12 protein-coding genes are annotated in these 19,480 nt (G+C 71.4%); 3 read left to right on the forward strand and 9 right to left on the reverse strand.

Features of this window, described 5'->3' with window-relative positions; genetic code table 11:
• The first annotated feature begins 106 nt into the window (after nucleotides 1–106).
• Complete coding sequence (locus tag J1M64_RS20305) at nucleotides 107–1,411, forward strand: FAD-binding oxidoreductase (RefSeq protein WP_206472940.1); 1,305 nt, start codon at nucleotides 107–109, stop codon at nucleotides 1,409–1,411.
• A gap of 121 nt (nucleotides 1,412–1,532) precedes the next feature.
• On the opposite strand, the gene J1M64_RS03920 is transcribed toward J1M64_RS20305, so the two are convergent.
• The 8 genes from J1M64_RS03920 to gdhA form a co-directional block, all read right to left on the reverse strand.
• Nucleotides 1,533–2,696, reverse strand: coding sequence for a hypothetical protein (locus J1M64_RS03920; protein ID WP_206472942.1), 1,164 nt, complete (start codon nucleotides 2,694–2,696; stop codon nucleotides 1,533–1,535).
• Nucleotides 2,693–3,547: a carbon-nitrogen hydrolase family protein gene (locus J1M64_RS03925; RefSeq protein WP_206472944.1), complete on the reverse strand. Its 855-nt coding sequence runs from the start codon at nucleotides 3,545–3,547 to the stop codon at nucleotides 2,693–2,695. Before J1M64_RS03925 ends, J1M64_RS03920 begins: the two co-directional genes overlap by 4 nt.
• 63 nt (nucleotides 3,548–3,610) lie before the next feature.
• Nucleotides 3,611–6,259 (reverse strand): AMP-binding protein, encoded by a 2,649-nt coding sequence (locus J1M64_RS03930; protein WP_206472946.1) that lies wholly within the window; start codon nucleotides 6,257–6,259, stop codon nucleotides 3,611–3,613.
• A gap of 54 nt (nucleotides 6,260–6,313) precedes the next feature.
• Nucleotides 6,314–6,751 carry a heat shock protein transcriptional repressor HspR gene (locus J1M64_RS03935; protein ID WP_132062420.1) on the reverse strand — a complete coding sequence of 146 codons (438 nt, stop codon included), beginning with the start codon at nucleotides 6,749–6,751 and terminating at the stop codon, nucleotides 6,314–6,316.
• Nucleotides 6,748–7,929: a molecular chaperone DnaJ gene (gene dnaJ / locus J1M64_RS03940; RefSeq protein ID WP_120286435.1), complete on the reverse strand. Its 1,182-nt coding sequence runs from the start codon at nucleotides 7,927–7,929 to the stop codon at nucleotides 6,748–6,750. Before dnaJ ends, J1M64_RS03935 begins: the two co-directional genes overlap by 4 nt.
• Before the next feature lie 161 nt (nucleotides 7,930–8,090).
• Nucleotides 8,091–8,702, reverse strand: a complete 612-nt coding sequence (grpE, locus tag J1M64_RS03945; RefSeq protein WP_206472948.1) for a nucleotide exchange factor GrpE — start codon at nucleotides 8,700–8,702, stop codon at nucleotides 8,091–8,093.
• Nucleotides 8,699–10,552 (reverse strand): molecular chaperone DnaK, encoded by a 1,854-nt coding sequence (gene dnaK, locus J1M64_RS03950; protein WP_206472956.1) that lies wholly within the window; start codon nucleotides 10,550–10,552, stop codon nucleotides 8,699–8,701. The genes grpE and dnaK overlap by 4 nt, the downstream gene beginning before the upstream one ends.
• A 352-nt stretch (nucleotides 10,553–10,904) precedes the next feature.
• On the reverse strand, nucleotides 10,905–12,251 hold the full coding sequence (gdhA, locus tag J1M64_RS03955) for an NADP-specific glutamate dehydrogenase (protein WP_067719476.1): 1,347 nt from the start codon (nucleotides 12,249–12,251) through the stop codon (nucleotides 10,905–10,907).
• Between the two features lie 378 nt (nucleotides 12,252–12,629).
• Between gdhA and J1M64_RS03960 the strand changes: the two genes are divergently transcribed.
• Complete coding sequence (locus J1M64_RS03960) at nucleotides 12,630–14,111, forward strand: S1 family peptidase (protein WP_241261071.1); 1,482 nt, start codon at nucleotides 12,630–12,632, stop codon at nucleotides 14,109–14,111.
• Nucleotides 14,112–14,285: 174 nt separating this feature from the next.
• Nucleotides 14,286–17,489: a (Fe-S)-binding protein gene (locus J1M64_RS03965; protein WP_206472958.1), complete on the forward strand. Its 3,204-nt coding sequence runs from the start codon at nucleotides 14,286–14,288 to the stop codon at nucleotides 17,487–17,489.
• 81 nt (nucleotides 17,490–17,570) lie between these two features.
• On the opposite strand, the gene J1M64_RS03970 is transcribed toward J1M64_RS03965, so the two are convergent.
• Nucleotides 17,571–19,415 (reverse strand): NAD(P)/FAD-dependent oxidoreductase, encoded by a 1,845-nt coding sequence (locus tag J1M64_RS03970; protein WP_206472960.1) that lies wholly within the window; start codon nucleotides 19,413–19,415, stop codon nucleotides 17,571–17,573.
• Nucleotides 19,416–19,480 lie beyond the last annotated feature (65 nt).

Consider the following 19,480-nt stretch of genomic DNA (forward strand, 5'->3'; position numbering starts at 1 on the left):
GGCCGGGGTCGAAGGCGGGCCGGGGTCGCGCGCACTCCCGGCGGGGGTGCCGGGCGCGCGGATAGGGTGGGGACAGCGACGACGACGAGACGGGAGGCGTGCAACGGTGAGCAACGGCCCCGGACCGGACCATGGTGACGAACCGTTCCGCGCCTCCGAGGTGGAGCGCCTCGTGGAGGACATCGACCTCGACCCGTTCCTCGGTACGCCTGTCGACCCGTTGGCTGAGCCGCTCGAGCAGCCTGTGCCCGTCGAGGCGCAGATCCCGCCGCTGCTGGTCCTGAGGGACCTCTTGGTCGACGAGCGGTTCCCGGAGCTGTTCGCCCGGGCGCTGCGCGCGGCCGACCCCGACTTCCGTGAACTGTTCCCCCGCGACGCCACGCCGGTACTCCGGGACTTCGCGCGGGCGATGCGGTGGGCGTTCGAGACCACCGAGTACGCGCGCGGCGACCGCGCCAAGGTCGATGAGGTCGTCGAGTTCGCCCGCCACCTGGGCGCCGATCACCGCAAACTCGAACTGACGCCCGGGCATCACCGGCGCTTCGGGGAAGCGCTGGCCCACACCCTGCGGCACCTCGCCGGCCGCGCCTGGGACGACCGGCTGGAGACCACCCTGGGCACCGCCTACCGGGTGCTCTCGACCGCCCTGCAACAGGGCGCGGCCGTCGACGAGGGCCCCGCACGCGTAGGCGCGACCGTGGTGGAGATCCTGCGACCCACCCGCGATGTGGTGGTGGTACGGCTCATCAGCGACGTGATGGTCGACTACCACCCGGGGCAGTACCTCAGTGTGCTCACGCCCTACTCGCCCGGCGTGTGGCGGCGGCTCAGCCCGTCGATCCCGTCGAACCCGGCCGGGCAGATCGAGTTCCACGTCCGCGACGTGCCCGGCGGCGTGCTCAGCAGCTCACTGGTCCGCAGCGTCGGCGTCGGTGACCGCTGGGTGCTCGCCCGCCCGCTGGGGATGCTCGAGGTCGACCGGTCCGAGCCGACCCGGGACGTGCTCATGATCGCCGGCGGCACCGGGATCGCGCCCCTGCGGTGCCTGCTGCTGGACATGATGCGCCACGCCGACAACCCGCGCGTCCACCTGTTCTACGGGGCCCGCTTCCCCGGCGATCTCTACGACCTGCCGACGTTGGTCGACCTCGCCGCCACCGCCCCGTGGTTGACGATCCAGCCCGTCGCCGAGGAGGACGAGGATCCCTGGTGGGCCGGCCCCCGGCAGGACCTGCCCCGCACCCTGCACCGTCGGCAGACCGGGACCCTGGTCCGGGCGGTCACGCAGTGGGGGTCGTGGGCCGACCGGCAGGTCATCGTCTCGGGCTCACCCGAGATGCTGCGCGCGACGGTCCGCGGTCTCGTCGCGGCGGGCACCCCGCGGGAGAACATCAGCTTCGACCGCCCCTGACAATCCCGCCGCGCGGCGCAGCCACCCACGTTGCCATCCAGAAGACAGTTCCGCACACGACGGCCGAGAGCGGGTGTGCGGAACTGTCTTCTCGATGCGGGAACGCGCCGCGGCGGCCGGATCAGCGCGCCGCCGCGACGGTGTCGGCGTCCTCGCCGGCGCCGGGCGCGCCCTCGTCGGAGTCGTCGGTCGTGTCACCGCCGTCGCCGGCTGCGGTACCGCCGCCCGCATCGTCGTCCCCGCCGTCCCCGTCCCCGTCGCCGCCGCCGCCGTCGTCGCCCTGGCCGTCGCCGTCGCCGGCCTGGGGCTCACCCGCCGGCGGGACGGGGGTCTCGGTGCTGGTCTGCGGAGTGGAGGTGGTCGCCCCCGTCGTGGTGGTGGGACTGGTCTGCGAGGTGGTGGTGCTGGTGGGCGCCTCGCACGGCTGGAACACGCGGCGGAACCGGTCGGGGACGCCCAGCTGCTCGAGTTGCTCGCGGCACACGTCCGAGGTGGGCTCGGCCAGGAACTCCCAGTCGTCGTCGCGCCACGAGAGCAGCTCGATCTCCCCGTCGTCGCGGGTGACCAGCAGGAACCGCTCGTCGCATTCCCGCACGGTCGTGCCGCTGCCCAGCTCGTCGGCCACGAAACCCGGGCTACAGCGTTCGGCGGGACTCGGCGGGCCGGTCGTCGTGGGCTGCGTCGTCGGCGGCGTGGTCCGGGTGGTCTGCGAGGTGGTGGTCTGCGTCGTCGTGGTGGGGGTGGCGACCGGGTCCTCGCCGCCGCCGGTCGCGGAGACCAGCCACACCACCAGCGCAGCCACCAATGCGACCGCGAGCAGGATGGCGGCGATCATCCACGGCGTGGACCCGCCGTCACCGCCACCGTCGTCCCAGGCGTCGCCGTCCCCCGGCGGCGGGACGTCCCCCGGCGGCGGCACGTCCGCGGCGGGGTGGCCGGAGGCGGGGACGCCCGCGGCGGTCGGATAACCGGACGCGCCGGGACCAACCCCGGGCGCCCCGGCCCCGGCGGCCGCGCCGAACGCCCCCGCACCACCGGCCGCCCCGGCAGCCCCACCCGCGGCCGCGGCTCCACCGTCCGCCGGGTACTGCGACCACGCCGTGCTGCCCTCCCCCGCGCCGACCGGCGGGAGGTGCTCGGTCGGCGGGTCTGTGGGCGGCAGTTGCTGCGTCGGCGGGTCGGCACCCGGCTCGACCGCCGGATTCGGCTCGGTGACGGCGTCGTCGCCCGGCTGCTCCGGATCAGCGGGTCGGCCGCCCCGGTCCGGGCCGTCCGGCCCGGTCACCGCGGAACCTGCCCGCCGGAGGGCTCCGTGACCCGTCCGTTGGCGAGCACCGGGATCACCTTCCGGATACCGGTGACCTCCTCGTCGTCGACATCCACCACCAGTAGCTCCGATCCGGCGCCGGCCTCGGCGCGCACGGTCCCGTCCGGTCCGACGAGCAGCGAGTGGCCGACGCCGGTGGGGGCGCCGGGCTTGACCTCCACGCCCTCCACCTCGGGATCGGCCTGCCCGACGGCGAACAGGAACGTGGTCGAGTCGAGCGCGCGGGCGCGGGCGAGCAACCGCCACTGGTCGACCTTCCCCTCGCCCGCGCCCCACGAGGCGCTGCACAGGGTGATCCGGGCGCCGGCGGTGGCGAGCGCCGTGTACTGGCCCGGGAAGCGGATGTCGTAGCAGACACTCAGACCCACGCCCACGCCGTCGACCGTCACGACGTGCGTGGCGTCGCCCGGCTCGACGGTGTCGGACTCCGCGAACCCGAACGCGTCGAACAGGTGGATCTTGTCGTACCCCAGGTGGAGGTCGCGGTCCGGCCCGCCGTCGGCGTCGCCGGCCGGCCCGGTGACCAGGAGGGTGTTGCGGACGCGGCCGCCCTGCCCGGGCGTGAACATGCCGACGACGACGAGGACACCGTGCTCCCGAGCCGATTCGGCCACCGCGGTCGCCCACGGGCCGTCGAGGGGTTCGGCGATCTCGTCCAGCCGGCCCGCACCGAACGCCCGCATCGTGGCCTCGGGGAACACCACGACCCGGGCCCCCTGCGCGGCGGCCTCGGCGACCGACTCGCGGACCAGCCGAAGGTTGTCCTGCGGGTCGCGTCCGGTCAGGATCTGGGCGGCGGCGATGCGCACGGGTCGTCCTCCTCGTCGGCGGCGGGCTGTCGTCTCAGCCGGCTGGGGCGTCTCCCCCCGACGCTACCCGCGTGCGGGGTCGGCGTCCCCGCCCCGGGCGGTGACCCGCCGCGCAATCCCGGCACCGCGCTCCCACAGCCACCACACGCACACCCCCACCGCGAGCGAGGCGACCCACGAGAGCCACGGGTGGCCCGCGTCCCGGATCGGCGGATACACGAGGAAGTGGGTGAGGTAGATGAAGAGCGAGGCCGCCGCGAGGGGGGTCACCACCCTGACCACCGGCCGGGGCAGCCGGACGGCGGGGATCCAGATCAGGGCGAGGATCCCGGCCACGATCACCACCTCCCGCCCGGGATCGCCGAACCAGCCCGGCACGCACACGAGCGCGACCGCGGAGCAGGCGAGCCGCGCCCACATCGCGGTGAGTCCCGCGCGGTGCCCGCCCGATCCGCCCGGCCCGCCCGGTCCGGACCCCCCGGGTTCGGTCCGCGCCACGGCCCAGCCGAGCGCGAACAGCCACAGCACCGCCGGCGCCGAGTACCACACGAGGGGCCCGCCGCCGAGGTCGATGACGGCGTACCGCACCAGCAATCCGAGCCCGACCAGCGTGGCCGGCAGCGCGAACGGCCACCGCCGGTCGAGCCTGCTGACCGCGGGGACGGCCATGAGCGCGGCCACGCCGAGCAGCAGGTAGACCGTCGCCTCGACGAACCACATCTGCCACGGGTTCCACCAGCGGTCGTCGGACCAGGAGCGGGGACCGAGGAAGTGGGTGGCCAGCAGCGGCGAGTACCAGTGGTAGCGGCTGGTCAGCGGGGTCACGAGCAGCAGCCACACCACGGCGGGGACCGCGATCCTCCCGACCGTCGTGAGCACGCCCCGGGCCCGCTCGCGGGCGCTGGCGGAGTGCAGCCGGAAGCGGGCCAGGGAGTACCCGGTCAGCGCCACCAGGACGTGGGCGCCGCCGTAGACAGCGAACGCCCGGGTGTGCCCGCCCACGATCGTGAGGATGAACAGGGCGCGCAGCACCACCGAGGTGTCGACGCGGGCCCACGCCCGCCAGGGGGTCCAGCGGGAGGCCGCCGGGGGACGCGGTCCGACCGCTCGGGTGTCGAGCTCCCCCAGTGGGCGCAGGTGCCAGTCGCGGGGCAAGCCGGGGACCCGCTCCTCGAGCCGGGTCGAGAGCACCACGTAGGTCAGGGAGTCCCCGCCGAGGTCGACGAACGTGGCGTCCGGCGGGCAGGAGTCCAGGCCGAGCGCATGGGCCACGAGTGTGCTGGGCGCGTCGGCGTGCGCCCCGGCGCCGGTCCGCGCGCGGTCGGCGACGAGTGCACGCAGTGCGGCCTGGTCGACCTTGCCGGCGGGGGTGCGGGGAGGGTCGACGACGACGACCTGCTCGACCGCCGAGGTGGGCAGTCCCGAGGCCGTCGCGGCGGCGGTGGCGAGGGCCCGCGAGCGCTCGCGGGTGACCACGACCAACCGGTCGGGCTCCCCGACGCACCAGGCGTCGAACCCGCCGTCCGCCAGGGTCGATTCCACCCGACCCAGGTCGATCCGGTGCCCGAAGATCTTGGTCTCGCGCCCCATCCGCCCGACGATCTCCACGAGGCCGTCGTCGGCGATGCGGGCGAGGTCCCCGGTCCGCAGCTCGTCGAGCTCGGGCCCGCGGGCGAGGTCGGCCGAGGTGCGGGCGTACCCCATCATCACGTTCGGGCCGCGGTACACCAGCTCACCGGGGGCGTGCGGCTCGGTTCCCCGCGGACGGTCGACGCGGAAGGAGCCGCCGGGGATCGCGATCCCGATGGCCCCCGCACGGGTCCGCGCGAGGTGAGGGGGGAGGTACGCCATACGCGCGGTCGCCTCGGTCTGGCCGTACATCACGACCAGTTCCGCCCCGCGCGCCTCCAGGTGCGCGGCCAGGCGACGCACCGACTCGGGCGCGAGGCGCCCGCCCGCCTGGGTGAGGTAGCGCAGGCGGGTGAGGCGGTCCAGTCGGTCGAGACCGACGCGCTCGAGGAGTTCGACCGTGTGCGGGACGGCGGCGAACGTCGTCACCTGCCCGGCCTCCGCCCGGTCCCAGAACGCCGGTGCGGAGACGGAGTCGGAGTTGAGCACCACGGACGCGCCGGCCAGCAGGTGACTGTGCAGGACGGACAGGCCGTAGCAGTAGTGCGGCGGCAGGGTGGTGATCGCCCGGTCCCCCGGCACGATGCCCAGGTAGTCCACGATCGACCGCGCGTTGGCCAGCACCGCCCGCCGGGACTGCCGGACGAGCTTGGGTGCGCCCGTGGACCCGGAGGTGCTCAGGAGCAGTGCGAGGTCGGGATGCAGGTCGTGCCGCGGCGGCGCCGTGAGCACCCCGGGCGGGACGGGTCGGCCGTCCCCCGCGACAACGTCGGGGTGCCATGCCGCGAGGAGGTTGTCGGTGGCCGCGCCCTCCGGCGGCAGGAGGAGCACGACGTGGCCGGCGGAGTGGGCGGCGAGATAGTCCACGAGGAACTCGATGGTGTTCGTCGCCACCAGGCCTATCAGGCGACGACCGGTCGTCACGGGCGGGTACTCGGCGGCGCGCTCGGCGCTCATCCGGGCGAGCGCGGAGTAGGTGTACTCCGCCTCGCCGGTCACGACGGCGACCGCGGTGCCGCGCCCGGCGGACTCGCCGAACAGACCGGGCGGAGCCTGCCCCTGATGCGTGCGTGCGACGGTCACGCGCCGAACTATATTAGGTGAGGCTTCGCTATGAAAGTCGGGCGGATCCGGTCATCAGCCGTCGCGGCGGCCCGTCTCCCGCTGGTGACGGGGCCGCCACACGACCACCGACGTCGAGCGGGGCACGTGGACGAGTTCACCGCCCGCCCGAGCGGAGGACCCGGAACGGCGACGGAGTTCGGCGACCTCCTCGACCAGTTCGGACACGCGGCTGCGCAGGGCGTCGACCTGATTGGTCAGCTCGATGATCCGCTTGATGCCGGCGAGGTTGACGCCCTCCTCCTGGCTGAGGCGCTGGACCTCGCGGAGCAGTGCCACGTCCCGCAGCGAGTAGCGTCGCCCACCGCCGCTGGTGCGCTCGGGGGTGACGATCCCGAGGCGGTCGTAGGTTCGCAGGGTCTGGGCGTGCAGCCCGGACAGTTCGGCGGCCACCGAGATCACCAGGACGCTGTCGTCGGGCCCCAGCTCCCCGACGTCACGCCGGGGGCTCATGCCGACCCGGCCCAGCCCGACCGCGGATCGAAGCCGGCGGCGCGCAACGCGTCGTCATAGGCGGCGAGCTCGGCTTCGGCCATCCCGGCGGGGGGCGTGGCCACCCGGAGAGTGACCTTGAGGTCACCGGTTCCGGACTTGCGTGCGATACCCCGGCCGCGCACCCGAAGGATCTGTCCGTCGCGGGAGCCAGCGGGGATCTTGACGGTCACCCGCCCGGTGAGCGTGGGTACCGACACCTGGGCGCCGCGGACCAACTCCGGGTAGGACACCGGCAGGTCGACGAGCAGGTCGGCCCCGTCGCGGTCGAACACCTGGTCCTTCTGGACGGTGACCGTCACGTACAGGTCGCCCGACGGTGCCCCGCGGAAGCCCGCCTCACCCTGCCCGGAGAGCCGGATGCGCTGGCCGTCGGAGACGCCGGCCGGGACCTTGACGTTGATGGTGCGGGTGCGGTCCGTGACGCCGCTACCCGCACACTCGGTGCACGGGTCGTCGATCTTGGACCCGGTGCCGCCGCAGTCGGTGCAGGGCTCGGCGAAGCCGAAGGCCCCCTGGGTGCGCTGGGTGACGCCGGCACCGTGGCAGGTGCCGCACACCTTGGGGCTGGTCCCCGGCTTCGCGCCACTGCCGTGGCAGATCAGACACGGCGAGGCGGAGGAGAGTTTGATCTGGACCGTCTCGCCGAGGGCGGCCTCACGGAAGGACAGGGTCAGGGCGGTCTCGACGTCCTGGCCGCCCCGCGGGCGCTGTGCCCGGCCGCGGCCGGCCCCGCCGCCACCCGGGCGGGCCTGGTTGAACAGGCCGCCGAACAGGTCGGAGAATCCCCCGGCACCGCCGGCGGGCCCGCCGCCACCGAAGAGGTCGTTGATGTCGAAGTCACCGCCGGAGGCGGTGTACCGGCCCCCGCCACCCGGGGCGAAGCCGCTGAACCCGCCGGAGGTGACCTGGTCGCGGAAGGCGTCGTACTCCTTGCGCCGGGCGGGATCGCCGATGACGTCGTTGGCCTCGCTGATCCGCTTGAACTTGTCCTCCGCGGCCGCGTTGCCCGGGTTGGAGTCCGGGTGGTTCTCCCGCGCGAGCTTGCGGTAGGCCTTGCGGATCTCGTCCTGGGTGGCGGACTTGGAGACGCCCAGTTCGGCGTAGTAGTCCTTCTCGACCCATTCGCGCTGACTCACCAGACGCCTCCCTTCTTCTTGTTGCAGTTCGTCTTCTTATTGCAGTGTTCGGGTCTACGAATTCTCTCAGTTCCCCGGCACGTCTGGGGTGGGTCGGCGTGCGGGTGCGACCCGAATCGTCTCGGGACGCACCCGCACGCCGGGGTGGTGAGCCGGGTGGCTCAGCGGACGATCACCATCGCCGTCCGCAGGGTCCGCTCACCGTGGCGGTAGCCCTTGCGCAGGATCGTGCCCAGCACGGGATCGGAGCCCTCGGACTCGTCCTGCACGGCCTCGTGGAGGGCCGGGTCGAACGCGTCACCCTCCTCGCCGAAGGCCTCGACGCCCTGGGCGGTGAGCAGCGCGCGGACCTTGTCGGCGAAGACCTTGAGCGGCCCCTCGGCGAGGTCGCCGTGCGCCTCGGCCCGGTCGAGGTCGTCGACGATCCCCAGCAGCTCGGTGAGGACCGAGCCCTTGGCGGTGTCGATGATCGACTGGCGGTCACGTTCGACGCGGCGGCGGTAGTTGGCGAACTCCGCCGACACCCGCTGCAGGTCCGCGGTCCGCTCGTCGAGCTGCGCCTGCAGCGCGGCGGCCGGATCGTCCGCGGGAACGTCCCCGGTCGGGGTGCCCCCCGCGTCAGCGGCATCGGCTGCAGTGCCGTCGGCCGCCGGCGCGGTGCCGTCGTCGTCGACGATCTCGGCCTCGACCGCCTCGGCGGCCTGCTCGGCCTCGTCGTCGGCGCCGGCCCACGCCGCCTTCTCGGAGGCGTCGGTCTGCTCGGGGCGGGTCACTTGGACTCACCCTTCGTCTCGTCCTCGTCGACCACCTCGGCGTCGACCACGTCGTCGTCGGCCGCGCCCGCACCCGACGCGTCGCCGGCCTCGGCACCCTCGGCCGCGGAGGCCTCGTAGATGGCCTGGCCGACGGCCTGCGCCTCGGTGTTGACCTTCTCGACCGCGGACTTGATGGCGTCGACGTCCGAGCCCTCGAGGGCGGTCTTGGCGTCGGCGATCGCGGCCTGGAGCGACTCCTTCTTGTCGGCCGGGATCTTGTCCTCGTTCTCCGAGACGAACTTCTCCGTCTGGTAGATCGTGGACTCGGCCTGGTTGCGGGCGTCCGCCTCCTCGCGACGCTTGTGGTCCTCGGCGGCGTGCTCCTCGGCGTCCTTGATCATCTGGTCGATCTCCTCCTTGGACAGGCCGGAGCCGTCCTGGATGATGATCGTGTTCTCCTTGCCGGTGCCCTTGTCCTTGGCGGTCACGTGGACGATGCCGTTGGCGTCGATGTCAAAGGTGACCTCGATCTGCGGCACGCCACGCGGCGCGGGGGCGATACCGGCGAGCTCGAACGAACCGAGCAGCTTGTTCTGCGCCGCCATCTCGCGCTCGCCCTGGAAGACCTGGATCTGCACGGACGGCTGGTTGTCGTCGGCGGTCGTGAAGGTCTCCGAACGCTTGGTCGGGATCGTGGTGTTGCGCTCGATGAGCTTGGTCATCACGCCACCCTTGGTCTCGATGCCCAGCGACAGCGGGGTCACGTCGAGCAGCAGGACGTCCTTGACCTCACCGCGGAGCACGCCGGCCTGCAGCGCGGCACCCACAGCCACGACCTCGTCCGGGTTGACGCCCTTGTTGGGCTCCTTGCCGCCGGTGAGCTCCTTGACCAGGTCGGTCACGGCGGGCATACGGGTCGAACCGCCGACCAGCACGACGTGGTCGATGGAGCCGACCGAGATGCCGGCGTCCTTGATCACGGCCTGGAACGGGTTGCGGCAGCGATCGAGCAGGTCCTGCGTGATCTTCTGGAACTCGGCACGCGAGAGCGTCTCGTCCAGGAAGAGCGGGTTCTTGTCCGCGTCGACCGTGATGTACGGGAGGTTGATCGAGGTGGACTGCCCGCTGGACAGCTCGATCTTGGCCTTCTCCGCCGCCTCGCGCAGGCGCTGCAGGGCCATCTTGTCCTTGGTCAGGTCGATGCCGTTCTGCGCCTTGAACTTGTCGACGAGCCAGTTGACGATCCGCTGGTCCCAGTCGTCGCCACCGAGGTGGTTGTCGCCCGAGGTCGCACGGACCTCCACGACGCCGTCGCCGATGTCGAGCAGGGAGACGTCGAAGGTGCCGCCACCGAGGTCGAAGACCAGGATGGTCTGCTCCTTGTCGCCCTTGTCGAGGCCGTAGGCCAGGGCTGCCGCGGTGGGCTCGTTGACGATGCGCAGGACGTTGAGGCCCGCGATCTGACCGGCGTCCTTGGTGGCCTGACGCTGGGCGTCATTGAAGTAGGCCGGAACGGTGATGACGGCGTCGGTGACGTCCTCACCGAGGTAGGACTCGGCGTCGCGCTTGAGCTTCTGCAGCGTGCGGGCGCTGATCTCCTGCGGGGTGTAGGTCTTGCCGTCGATCGAGTCCGACTTCCAGTCCGTGCCGATGTGGCGCTTGACCGAGCGGATGGTGCGGTCGACGTTGGTGACCGCCTGGTTCTTCGCCGGCTGACCGACGAGGACCTCGCCGTTCTTGGCGAACGCGACGACCGACGGGGTCGTGCGCGCGCCCTCGGCGTTGGCGATGACCGTGGCGTCGCCGCCCTCGAGGACCGCGACGGCCGAGTTGGTGGTGCCGAGGTCGATGCCTACTGCACGTCCCATGATGTTCTCCTTCTACTGACGTGTACGGGTTCTCTCTAAGCGGACCCGGCTCAAGGCTCGGATCGATGGCTCCACCCTGCCTGCCGGTGGCCTGCCGCGTCAACCCGAGTTGAGCCTGGCCCGCTGAGGTTTGTCGCCCCGTATAACCCCCACTCTGTCGAATCCATTCCGGCGGTGGCGCAACTCACACCATTGATTGAGCCCGCCGGGCTCAACAACGGGAAGAGCGCCCCGGCCGCCGCCTCTCGGCGGTGCGGCTCGGAGCATGGGAAGGGGAAGGTGCGGGAAGGAGAAGGTGCGGGAAGAAGAAGGAGGTACGACGACGACGAGGTCCGCCGTCGCCCGGATCAGATCAGATGACACCCTGCGCGAGCATGGCGTCGGCGACCTTGCGGAACGCGGCGATGTTCGCCCCGGCCACCAGGTCACCCGGGGCGCCGTACTCCTCGGCGGTCGCCGCCGCGGTGGCGTGGATGGAGGTCATGATGCGGTCGAGCTCGGAGTCCACCCGCTCGAAGTCCCACAGCAGCCGACCGGCGTTCTGCCGCATCTCGAGACCGCTGGTGGCCACGCCGCCGGCGTTGGCGGCCTTGGCGGGCCCGAAGAGGATGCCGGCCTGGTGGATGACCTCCACCGCCTGCTCCGTGCACGGCATGTTGGCGCCCTCGGCGATCACGCGGCACCCGTTCTTGGCGAGCGTGCGCGCCTCCTCGGCGTCGAGCTCGTTCTGGGTGGCACAGGGCAGCGCGATGTCGCACTCCACGTCCCACACGGAGCCGGTCTCCCGGTAGGTGCAGTTGCCCCGCTCCCGCGCGTAGGCCGACAGCCGTTCGCGGCGGACCTCCTTGACGTCCAGGAGCAGGTCCAGGTCGAGACCGTCCTCGTCGTGGACGTAACCCTGGCTGTCCGAGCAGGCCACGACGGTCGCGCCGAGCTGGGCCGCCTTCTTGGCCGCGTAGATCGCGACGTTGCCGGAGCCGGAGACGACCACCCGGGAGCCCTCGAGGCTGTACTCGGTGTCGCGGAGCATCTCGCGGACGAAGTAGACGAGCCCGTAGCCGGTCGCCTCGGTGCGCGCCCACGAGCCGCCGTACCCGACGCCCTTGCCCGTGATGACGCCCGCCTCGTTGCGGCCGGTCACCTTCCGGTACTGGCCGTACAGGTACCCGATCTCGCGCCCGCCCACGCCGATGTCACCGGCCGGGACGTCGAGGTCGGCACCGATGTGGTGCGCGAGCTCGGACATGAAGGACTGGCAGAAGCGCATCACCTCCGCGTCGCTGCGGCCGTGCGGGTCGAAGTCCGAGCCTCCCTTGCCGCCGCCCAGGCCGAGACCGGTGAGGGCGTTCTTGAAGACCTGCTCGAACCCGAGGAACTTCAACGTGTCCTCGTCCACGGACTTGTGGAAACGCAATCCGCCCTTGTACGGGCCGAGATCGGAGCTGAACTGCACACGGAAGCCCCGGTTGACCTGGACCGCACCGGCGTCGTCGACCCACGGCACCCGGAAGGACACCACGCGCTCGGGCTCGATTATCCGCTTGAGGATCCCACCCTCGACATACTCCGGGTGCTGCTTGACCACGGGTGCGAGTGACTCCAGCACCTCGTGCACGGCCTGCCGGAAGAGGTGCTGTCCGGGATTGCGTCGCACCACGGTGTCAAGGGCGTCGTGCAGTGCGGCGTCAGCGTCGGACATGGGACCTCCGGGTAATGAGTCTTTGGTGATGACGCGTACGTCGTTGCCGAAGAGGCAGCCTAGCGGCAGGGCCCCCGATTCTCCGACTCAGCTGCGTCACATGAATCGACGACCGAATCCCACTAATCACACGTGTCACACTGGACTCACTAATCACATCTCCGTAATCTGAGCCGCGACACACCGAGCCACTGCCGGTCGACGCGCCGTCGCCCAGCCGTGCATTCCGGAAGGCCATCATGCGTATCACCTCGAAGTTCGCCGCCGTCGCCGCCGCCGCGGCGCTGGTGGTCACCGCGACCCCTGCCGGCGCGGCCCCCTCCCCCACACCCGGGAGCGTCCGCCTCCCGCCCCGCCGTCGCCCAGCCCCTGCCGGCGTTGGCCGACGCGCTCGGCCCGGAGCTGACCTCACTCGTCGAGGCACTGCGACGTGATCTCGGACTCACTCCCGAGCAGTTCCTCGCCCAGGCCGGCATCGGAGAACGTCTGGCCGAGGCCCGTCCCCGGTGGGAGCAGCAGTTCCGTCAGTCGTTCGGCGGCGTCTGGCTGGACGAGGAGGGCACCGGCCTGGTCGGCGTGGTGGCCGGCGCCGCCGGAGACGAACTGCGCGACGAGGCCACCCGGTCCGGGTTCACGGTCAAGGACGTGGCGCTGACCACGAGCGAACTCGAGGCTCGCGAGCGCCAGGTCATCAAGATCATCGAGGGCACTCCCGAGGACATGCAGGACCTCGTCACCGACGTCCGCGTCGATCCGACCCGCAACGCGGTCGTCGTCACGACCCGCGGGGGCGAGGCCTCGCAGCTCGGCAACCTCGACGCCCGCCTGCGGGACCTCGCCGAGATCGACATGATCGAGGCCCCCGACCCGGCGTTCGACACGGCCCCGTTCGGCAGCGAGGGGGGCACCGGGTCCGACGGCGGCCCGACCGTCGACGGCATCGAACCGGCCACCACCCGCGCGGACGACCCGGACGGGACCGGCGCGGCGCCCGGGAGCGGCGGCGACTCCGGCTCGCTCGGCAGCCTGGCCCTGCTCAATGACGCCGGCCTCGTCCCCGAGGGCCCCATGCGCACGGTCATCGACCTCCTCGCCGGCCTGACCCCCGGCACCGGGTCGATCATCGACGGGATGATGGCCCAGACCATGGTCGACCCCGGCACCCCCGTGCCCGAGGACCAGCCGCGGGCCATCGAATCGGTCCCCGCTCCGGCGGGGCCCGTCACGGGCGGTACCGCGTACCAGGTGGGCGTCCCGGGAGGAATCCTCGAGTGCTCGACCGGGTTCAACGGTGAACTGGACGGCAAGCCCGTCGTCATCACCGCCGCGCACTGCGCCGGCGCCGACGGCACCCGCGCCGCCCTCGCCGACGGCGAGGAGTTCGGCACCATGACCCGCAGCGAGCGGGAGGGCATCGACACCGCCCTCATCGCGGTCGACGACGACGTGGCGGACCGGTTCCGTTCCAATCTGGTGGGAGACGGGCCGGACAGCACCCAGGAGATCATCGGCACCGCGGACCCGGTCGTCGGACAGAAGGCCTGCAAGACCGGATTCCGGACCGGCTTCTCCTGCGGGACGATCTCGCAGGTCGGCGCCACGATCGACGTGGCGGGCACGCGCACCATCTCGAACGCCTTCACCGTGGACCTGTGCGCCCTGCCCGGCGACAGCGGCGGCGTCGTCTTCTCCGGCGACAGGGCCCTGGGCATCTCGAGCGCGTCCAACGTCGCGGACTCCGTCACCTGCGCCGACGCCGACGCCGTGGCCCGGACGGCCGGGTTCACCCCGCGCCTGTCCGCCGTCCCGATCGCCGACGTCCTCGCCGCACACCCCGGGCTGACGCTCCGGACCAACTGACCCTCCCCTTCCACGCGGGCCCCGCCTGCGAGTGGAGCCTGCTCCGGTAAGGGCAGCCTCAACTCGGCAGACGGGGCCCGCGTGGCTTACCTTTGACCTCGACACAGTCGACGGGCGCCCACAGGTTCCTATGAGTGCTCGTGCGTCGAGAAGTGCGACGAAAGGCCGCGAACCATGTCAGGCGTGACCATCACACTCGGGACGATCGGCGTCCTGCTCAGTCTGTTCTGTTGGGCATCCTTCATAGGCGGCGTCACGCGCATGGTGCGCAGCCTGTTCCTGGGACAGAAGGACGGATTCGACCGGCTGCGGCCGATCCTGCCCCGTTTGAAGAACGTCATCGTCGAGGTGGGCGCCCACACCCGGATGGCCCGCAAACGGTCGGTGGGCTTCTTCCACTGGTTCGTCATGGTGGGCTTCCTGCTCGGCTCGATCGTCTGGTTCGAGGCCTACATCCAGACGTTCAACCCCCGCGGCGGCTGGCCCTGGCTGTCCGACCAGGCCTGGTACCACGCCGTCGACGAGTTCCTGGGCCTGGGCACCGTCATCGGCATCACCGTGCTGATCATCATCCGTCAGATCAACCAGCGTCGCGGCCTCAACCGCTTCGTCGGCTCGGACCGCAAGGCCGCCTACTTCGTCGAGACCGTCGTGCTCCTCGAGGGCCTGGGCATGATCTTCGTCAAGGCCGGCAAGCTCTCGCTGCAGGCCGCCGACGGGTACGACTTCCACTGGTCCACGGACTGGGTCACCGGCCCGCTGTCGACGATCCTGCCGGCCAACGAGCTCATGGTCTCGGTCTTCGCGCTGATCAAGCTGCTCACCGGCATGATCTGGCTGTACGTCGTGGGCCGCAACATCACGTGGGGCGTCGCCTGGCACCGCTTCTCCGCGTTCTTCAACATCTACTTCAAGCGCGAGGCCGACGGCCGCACCGCGCTCGGCCCGCTCAAGCCGATGACCATGGACGGCGTCCCGCTGACCATGGAGAAGGTCGAGGAGCTCACCGAGGCCGACGAGGACTTCGAGCCCAAGCTCGGCGCGGGCGCCATCGAGGACTTCTCGTGGAAGGGCTGGCTGGACTTCTCCACCTGCACCGAGTGCGGCCGCTGCCAGGAGCAGTGCCCCGCCTGGAACACCGGCAAGCCGCTGAGCCCCAAGCTCATGATCATGTCCCTGCGCGACCACGGTGCCGCGAAGGCGCCGTACCTGCTCGCCGGTGGGCAGACCACGATGGGCGAGGAGACCGGACTGGTCGACGCCGAGGGCAACCCCGACGAGGCCAAGCTCGCCAAGATCCCGGAGGCGGCCCGCCTCGAGGCCCAGCGCCCCCTCGTCGGTCACACCACCGCGGACCTCTCCGACGACCCGATGGCCGCCGGCATCATCGACCCCGAGGCCCTGTGGTCCTGCACCACGTGTGGCGCCTGCGTCGAGCAGTGCCCGGTGGACATCGAGCACGTCGACCACTTCATCGACATGCGCCGCTACCAGGTCCTCATCGAGTCCGAGTTCCCGACCGAGCTCGCGGGCCTGTTCAAGAACCTCGAGAACAAGGGCAACCCCTGGGGCCAGAACAACTCCGGTCGCGACGAGTGGATGAACTCCCTCGACTTCGAGATCCCCGTGATCGGCAAGGACATCGAGGACTTCGCCGACACCGAGTACCTGTTCTGGGTGGGCTGTGCCGGCGCCTTCGAGGACCGTGCCAAGAAGACCACCCAGGCCGTGGCCTCGCTGCTGCACACCGCCGGAGTGAAGTTCGCGGTGCTGGGTCAGGGCGAGACCTGTACCGGCGACTCGGCCCGCCGCGCGGGCAACGAGTTCCTGTTCCAGATGCTCGCCCAGCAGAACATCGAGGTCATGAACGACGCGTTCGACGGCGTGCCCGCCGCGCAGCGCAAGGTCGTCGTGACGTGTGCCCACTGCCTCAATGCGCTGAAGAACGAGTACGGCGACTTCGGCGGCGACTACCAGGTGGTCCACCACACCCAGCTGCTCAACCGTCTGGTGCGCGAGAAGCGCCTCGTGCCGGTGGCCCCGATCGACGGTGGCGTCACCTACCACGACCCGTGTTACCTCGGCCGCCACAACCAGGTCTACGAGGCCCCGCGTGAGCTCATGGACGGCTCGGGCGTGACCCTCACGGAGATGCCCCGTCACGGCCAGCGGTCCATGTGCTGTGGCGCCGGTGGCGCGCGCATGTGGATGGAGGAGACGGTCGGCAAGCGGATCAACATCGACCGTGTCGACGAGGCCCTGTCGACCAAGGCCACGAAGATCGCCACGGGCTGCCCGTTCTGTCGCGTGATGCTCTCGGACGGGGCCACCGCCCAGACCGACGGCACCGAGCAGGAGGGCCAGGTCGAGGTCGTGGACGTCGCCCAGCTGCTCCTGGAGTCCGTCTCCCGTGACGGCGGCCTGCCCGAGCCTCGCGAGGCCGCGTGGCTGGAGCAGCCCACGCGTGAGAAGACGAAGGCGGAGAAGGAGGCCGAGCAGGCCGAGCGCGACGCCGCCGAGGCGGAGTCCGCCACGGCCGCCGCCCCCGCTGCCCCGGCCGAGGCCGCGCCGGACAACGCCGTCGTCGACGAGGGCGAGGGCGCGGAGGTCGCCGCCGCCGGCACCGGTGGCGCGGCCAGCGCGGCCGAGGCCGGCCCGTCGGCCGCCGATTCGACGGGCGCACCCAAGTCGGGTGGCCTCAAGCTCGGTGGCGGCGGCAAGGCCCCCGGCGGCCCCAAGGCCCCCGGCGCTCCGAAGGCCCCCGGCGCCGCCGGGAGCGGCGAGTCCGCCACCGAGGCCCAGTCCGCGGTGAAGGACGCCGAGCGCACTGAGGAGACCCGCGAGGCCGCGCAGGGTTCCGCTCCGGCCACCACCGGCGCTCCCAAGCCGAGCGCCGGTGCGCCGAAGTCCGGCGGGCTCACCCTGGGTGGCGGGGCCAAGGCGCCCGGCGGGGCCAAGGCTCCGGGCGGGGCGAAGGCTCCGGGCACGGCCACGGCTGCGGCGTCCGAGCCGTCCGCGGGCGAGTCCGCCGCCGCGCAGACCGAGACCGCCGATGCCGGGTCCGGCACGGACACCGCCCCGGCCGCGCCCGCGAAGCCGGCCGTCGGCCTGGGCCTCAAGGGTGCAGCGAAGGCACCCGGCGCACCCAAGGCACCCGGCGCTCCGAAGGCGCCGGCCGCCGCCCCGGCGACCGAGGCCCCGGAGAAGGCCGAACCCGCCGACTCCGCTGCCCAGGCTGAGACGGCCGAGGCTGAGTCACCTGCGACGGAGTCAACTGCGGCAGAGTCGACGTCGACCGACGCCCCGGCGAAGCCCGCGTCGGGCGGGGCGATCCCCCGCTCGAAGAAGTCCGGAGGTTACGGCCTCTCTCTGGGCTGACGCCCACCGGACGCCACCGCGGCCCGTGATCAGGTCTCCTGATCACGGGCCGCGGTCGTTTCATTTCCGTGTTGTCCAGCGTCAGCAGGGGTGGTGAGCTTCTTGAACCTGGTAGACGGGTGTCGGGATACCCTCCATCCGGGCCTTGAGCTGCAGCGCGAGGTACCTCGAGTAGTGGCGGGACTGATGCAGGTTGCCCCCGTGGATCCACAGTTGCTCGACGTTGGTCGGCTTCCACATGTTGCGCAGCTCGCCCTCCCACGGGCCGGGGTCGCGTGTCGTGTCCGACCCGTAGCCCCACACCTTCCCCACCCGGTCGGCGACCTCCTGGGACACCAGGTCCACGAGCCACTGGTTCATCGACCCGTACCCGGTGGCGTACACGATGATGTCCGCCGGAAGCACCCGGCTGCCGTCGAGCTCGACGCCGTCGGGCAGGATGCGTGACACTTGGCCGCTCTCGAGCGCGACCTCGCCGTCGATCAACAGCTGACTCGCACCGACGTCGATGTAGTAACCCGACCCGCGCCTGAGGTACTTGAGGAACAGACCGGAACCGTCCTCCCCGAAGTCGAGGTCGAATCCCACCTCGCGCAACTGCCGGTAGAACTCCGCGTCCTTCTCCGCCATCTGCTCGTAGACCGGGATCTGCGCCCCCGGGAGCAGTCGGTAGGGCCATGAGGCGAAGAGCATGTCCGCCTTCTCTGTGGTGACACCGGCGTCGAGAGCCTCTTCCGAGTAGAGGGGGCCCAGGGCGAGGGACATCAGGGATTCACTGCGGGAGATGTGCGTGGATGAGCGCTGCACCATCGTGACGTGCGCACCGTGATCCCACAGAGCCGCGCAGATGTCGTGAGCCGAGTTGTTCGACCCGATCACCACGGCCCGTTTGCCCGCGACGTCGCCCTCGCCCGTGAACTCGGACGAGTGCCACTGCCGGCCGGCGAAGTCCTCCGAGCCCTCGAACCGCGGGATGTTCGGGTACCCCGACACCCCGAGCGCGAACACGAGTTGGGTCGGGCGCAGCACGACCTTCTCGCCGCGGCGGTCGACCTCGACACGCCACGTCCCCGAGTCCTCGTCGAAGTCCGCCTTGAGACACTCCGTTCCGGACCAGTAGTCGAGGTCCATGATGGCGGTGTAGTGCTCGAGCCAGTCACCGACTTTGTCCTTCGCGGGGAACACCGGCCAGTCTTCGGGGAAAGGGATGTACGGCAGGTGGTCGTACCAGACCGGGTCGTGGAGATGGAGCGACTTGTAGCGCTTGCGCCATGAGTCACCCGCGCGTTCGTTCTTCTCGATGACGATGGTGGGTACCCCGAGGCGCTTGAGACGAGCGGCGAGCCCGATACCGCCCTGGCCGCCGCCGATGATGACGGCGTAGGGCTGCTCGGTGTACCCGAGGGTCTCCTGGCGCTCGATCTTCTGCTCGAGCCAGGTCTTCCGGCCCCGGGTGATGACGTGGTCGACACCCTGGTCGCGACTGTGGCGCTTCTTCTCCTCGTGGCCCTTGAGTTCCTGCAGGGTCGTCAGAAGAGTCCATGCCCGCCCGTCCCTCAGTCGGAGGTGGCCCCACCCGCGGCCCGTGGCCGTCTCGAAACGCACCCACGCCTCCACCACCCCGTCGCTGTCGGTGGCGGGTTCGTCGAGGGCCCACCCGGACGGTTCGACGGCTGCGAGCTGGCGGCTCAGCATGTCGCGGATCTGGTCGCGGCCCTCGAGTGTTCTGAGGTTCCAGGTGAAGGCGACGAAGTCGCGCCAGTACCCGTCGGTGCCGAACAGGTCGGCCGCCCGGCCCGGGTCCCCCGATCGCAGGGCCTCGTCGAAGGCCGCCAACCACCGTTCGACCACTGTGTCCGGCTGACCGCGGTCGACGTCCGGACCCCCGGGGCCGCGGTCTGCCGGTGCCTGCTGAGTCTCGGTCATGTCCACTCCTCCACTTCCTGTAGCTTCTGGGATGACGTAGATCACACTTTCTTCCCAAGGGGGTG

This window comes from Dietzia sp. KRD202, assembly GCF_017168155.1.
Taxonomy (GTDB): Bacteria; Actinomycetota; Actinomycetes; order Mycobacteriales; family Mycobacteriaceae; genus Dietzia; species Dietzia kunjamensis.

Coding starts and splice junctions, on each gene's coding strand:
- J1M64_RS03965 (WP_206472958.1), top strand. CDS start 14,286: ATGTCAGGCGTGACCATCACACTCGGGACGATCGGCGTCCTGCTCAGT.
- J1M64_RS03970 (WP_206472960.1), bottom strand. CDS start 19,415: ATGACCGAGACTCAGCAGGCACCGGCAGACCGCGGCCCCGGGGGTCCG.
- J1M64_RS03935 (WP_132062420.1), bottom strand. CDS start 6,751: ATGAGCCCCCGGCGTGACGTCGGGGAGCTGGGGCCCGACGACAGCGTC.
- gdhA (WP_067719476.1), bottom strand. CDS start 12,251: ATGTCCGACGCTGACGCCGCACTGCACGACGCCCTTGACACCGTGGTG.
- dnaK (WP_206472956.1), bottom strand. CDS start 10,552: ATGGGACGTGCAGTAGGCATCGACCTCGGCACCACCAACTCGGCCGTC.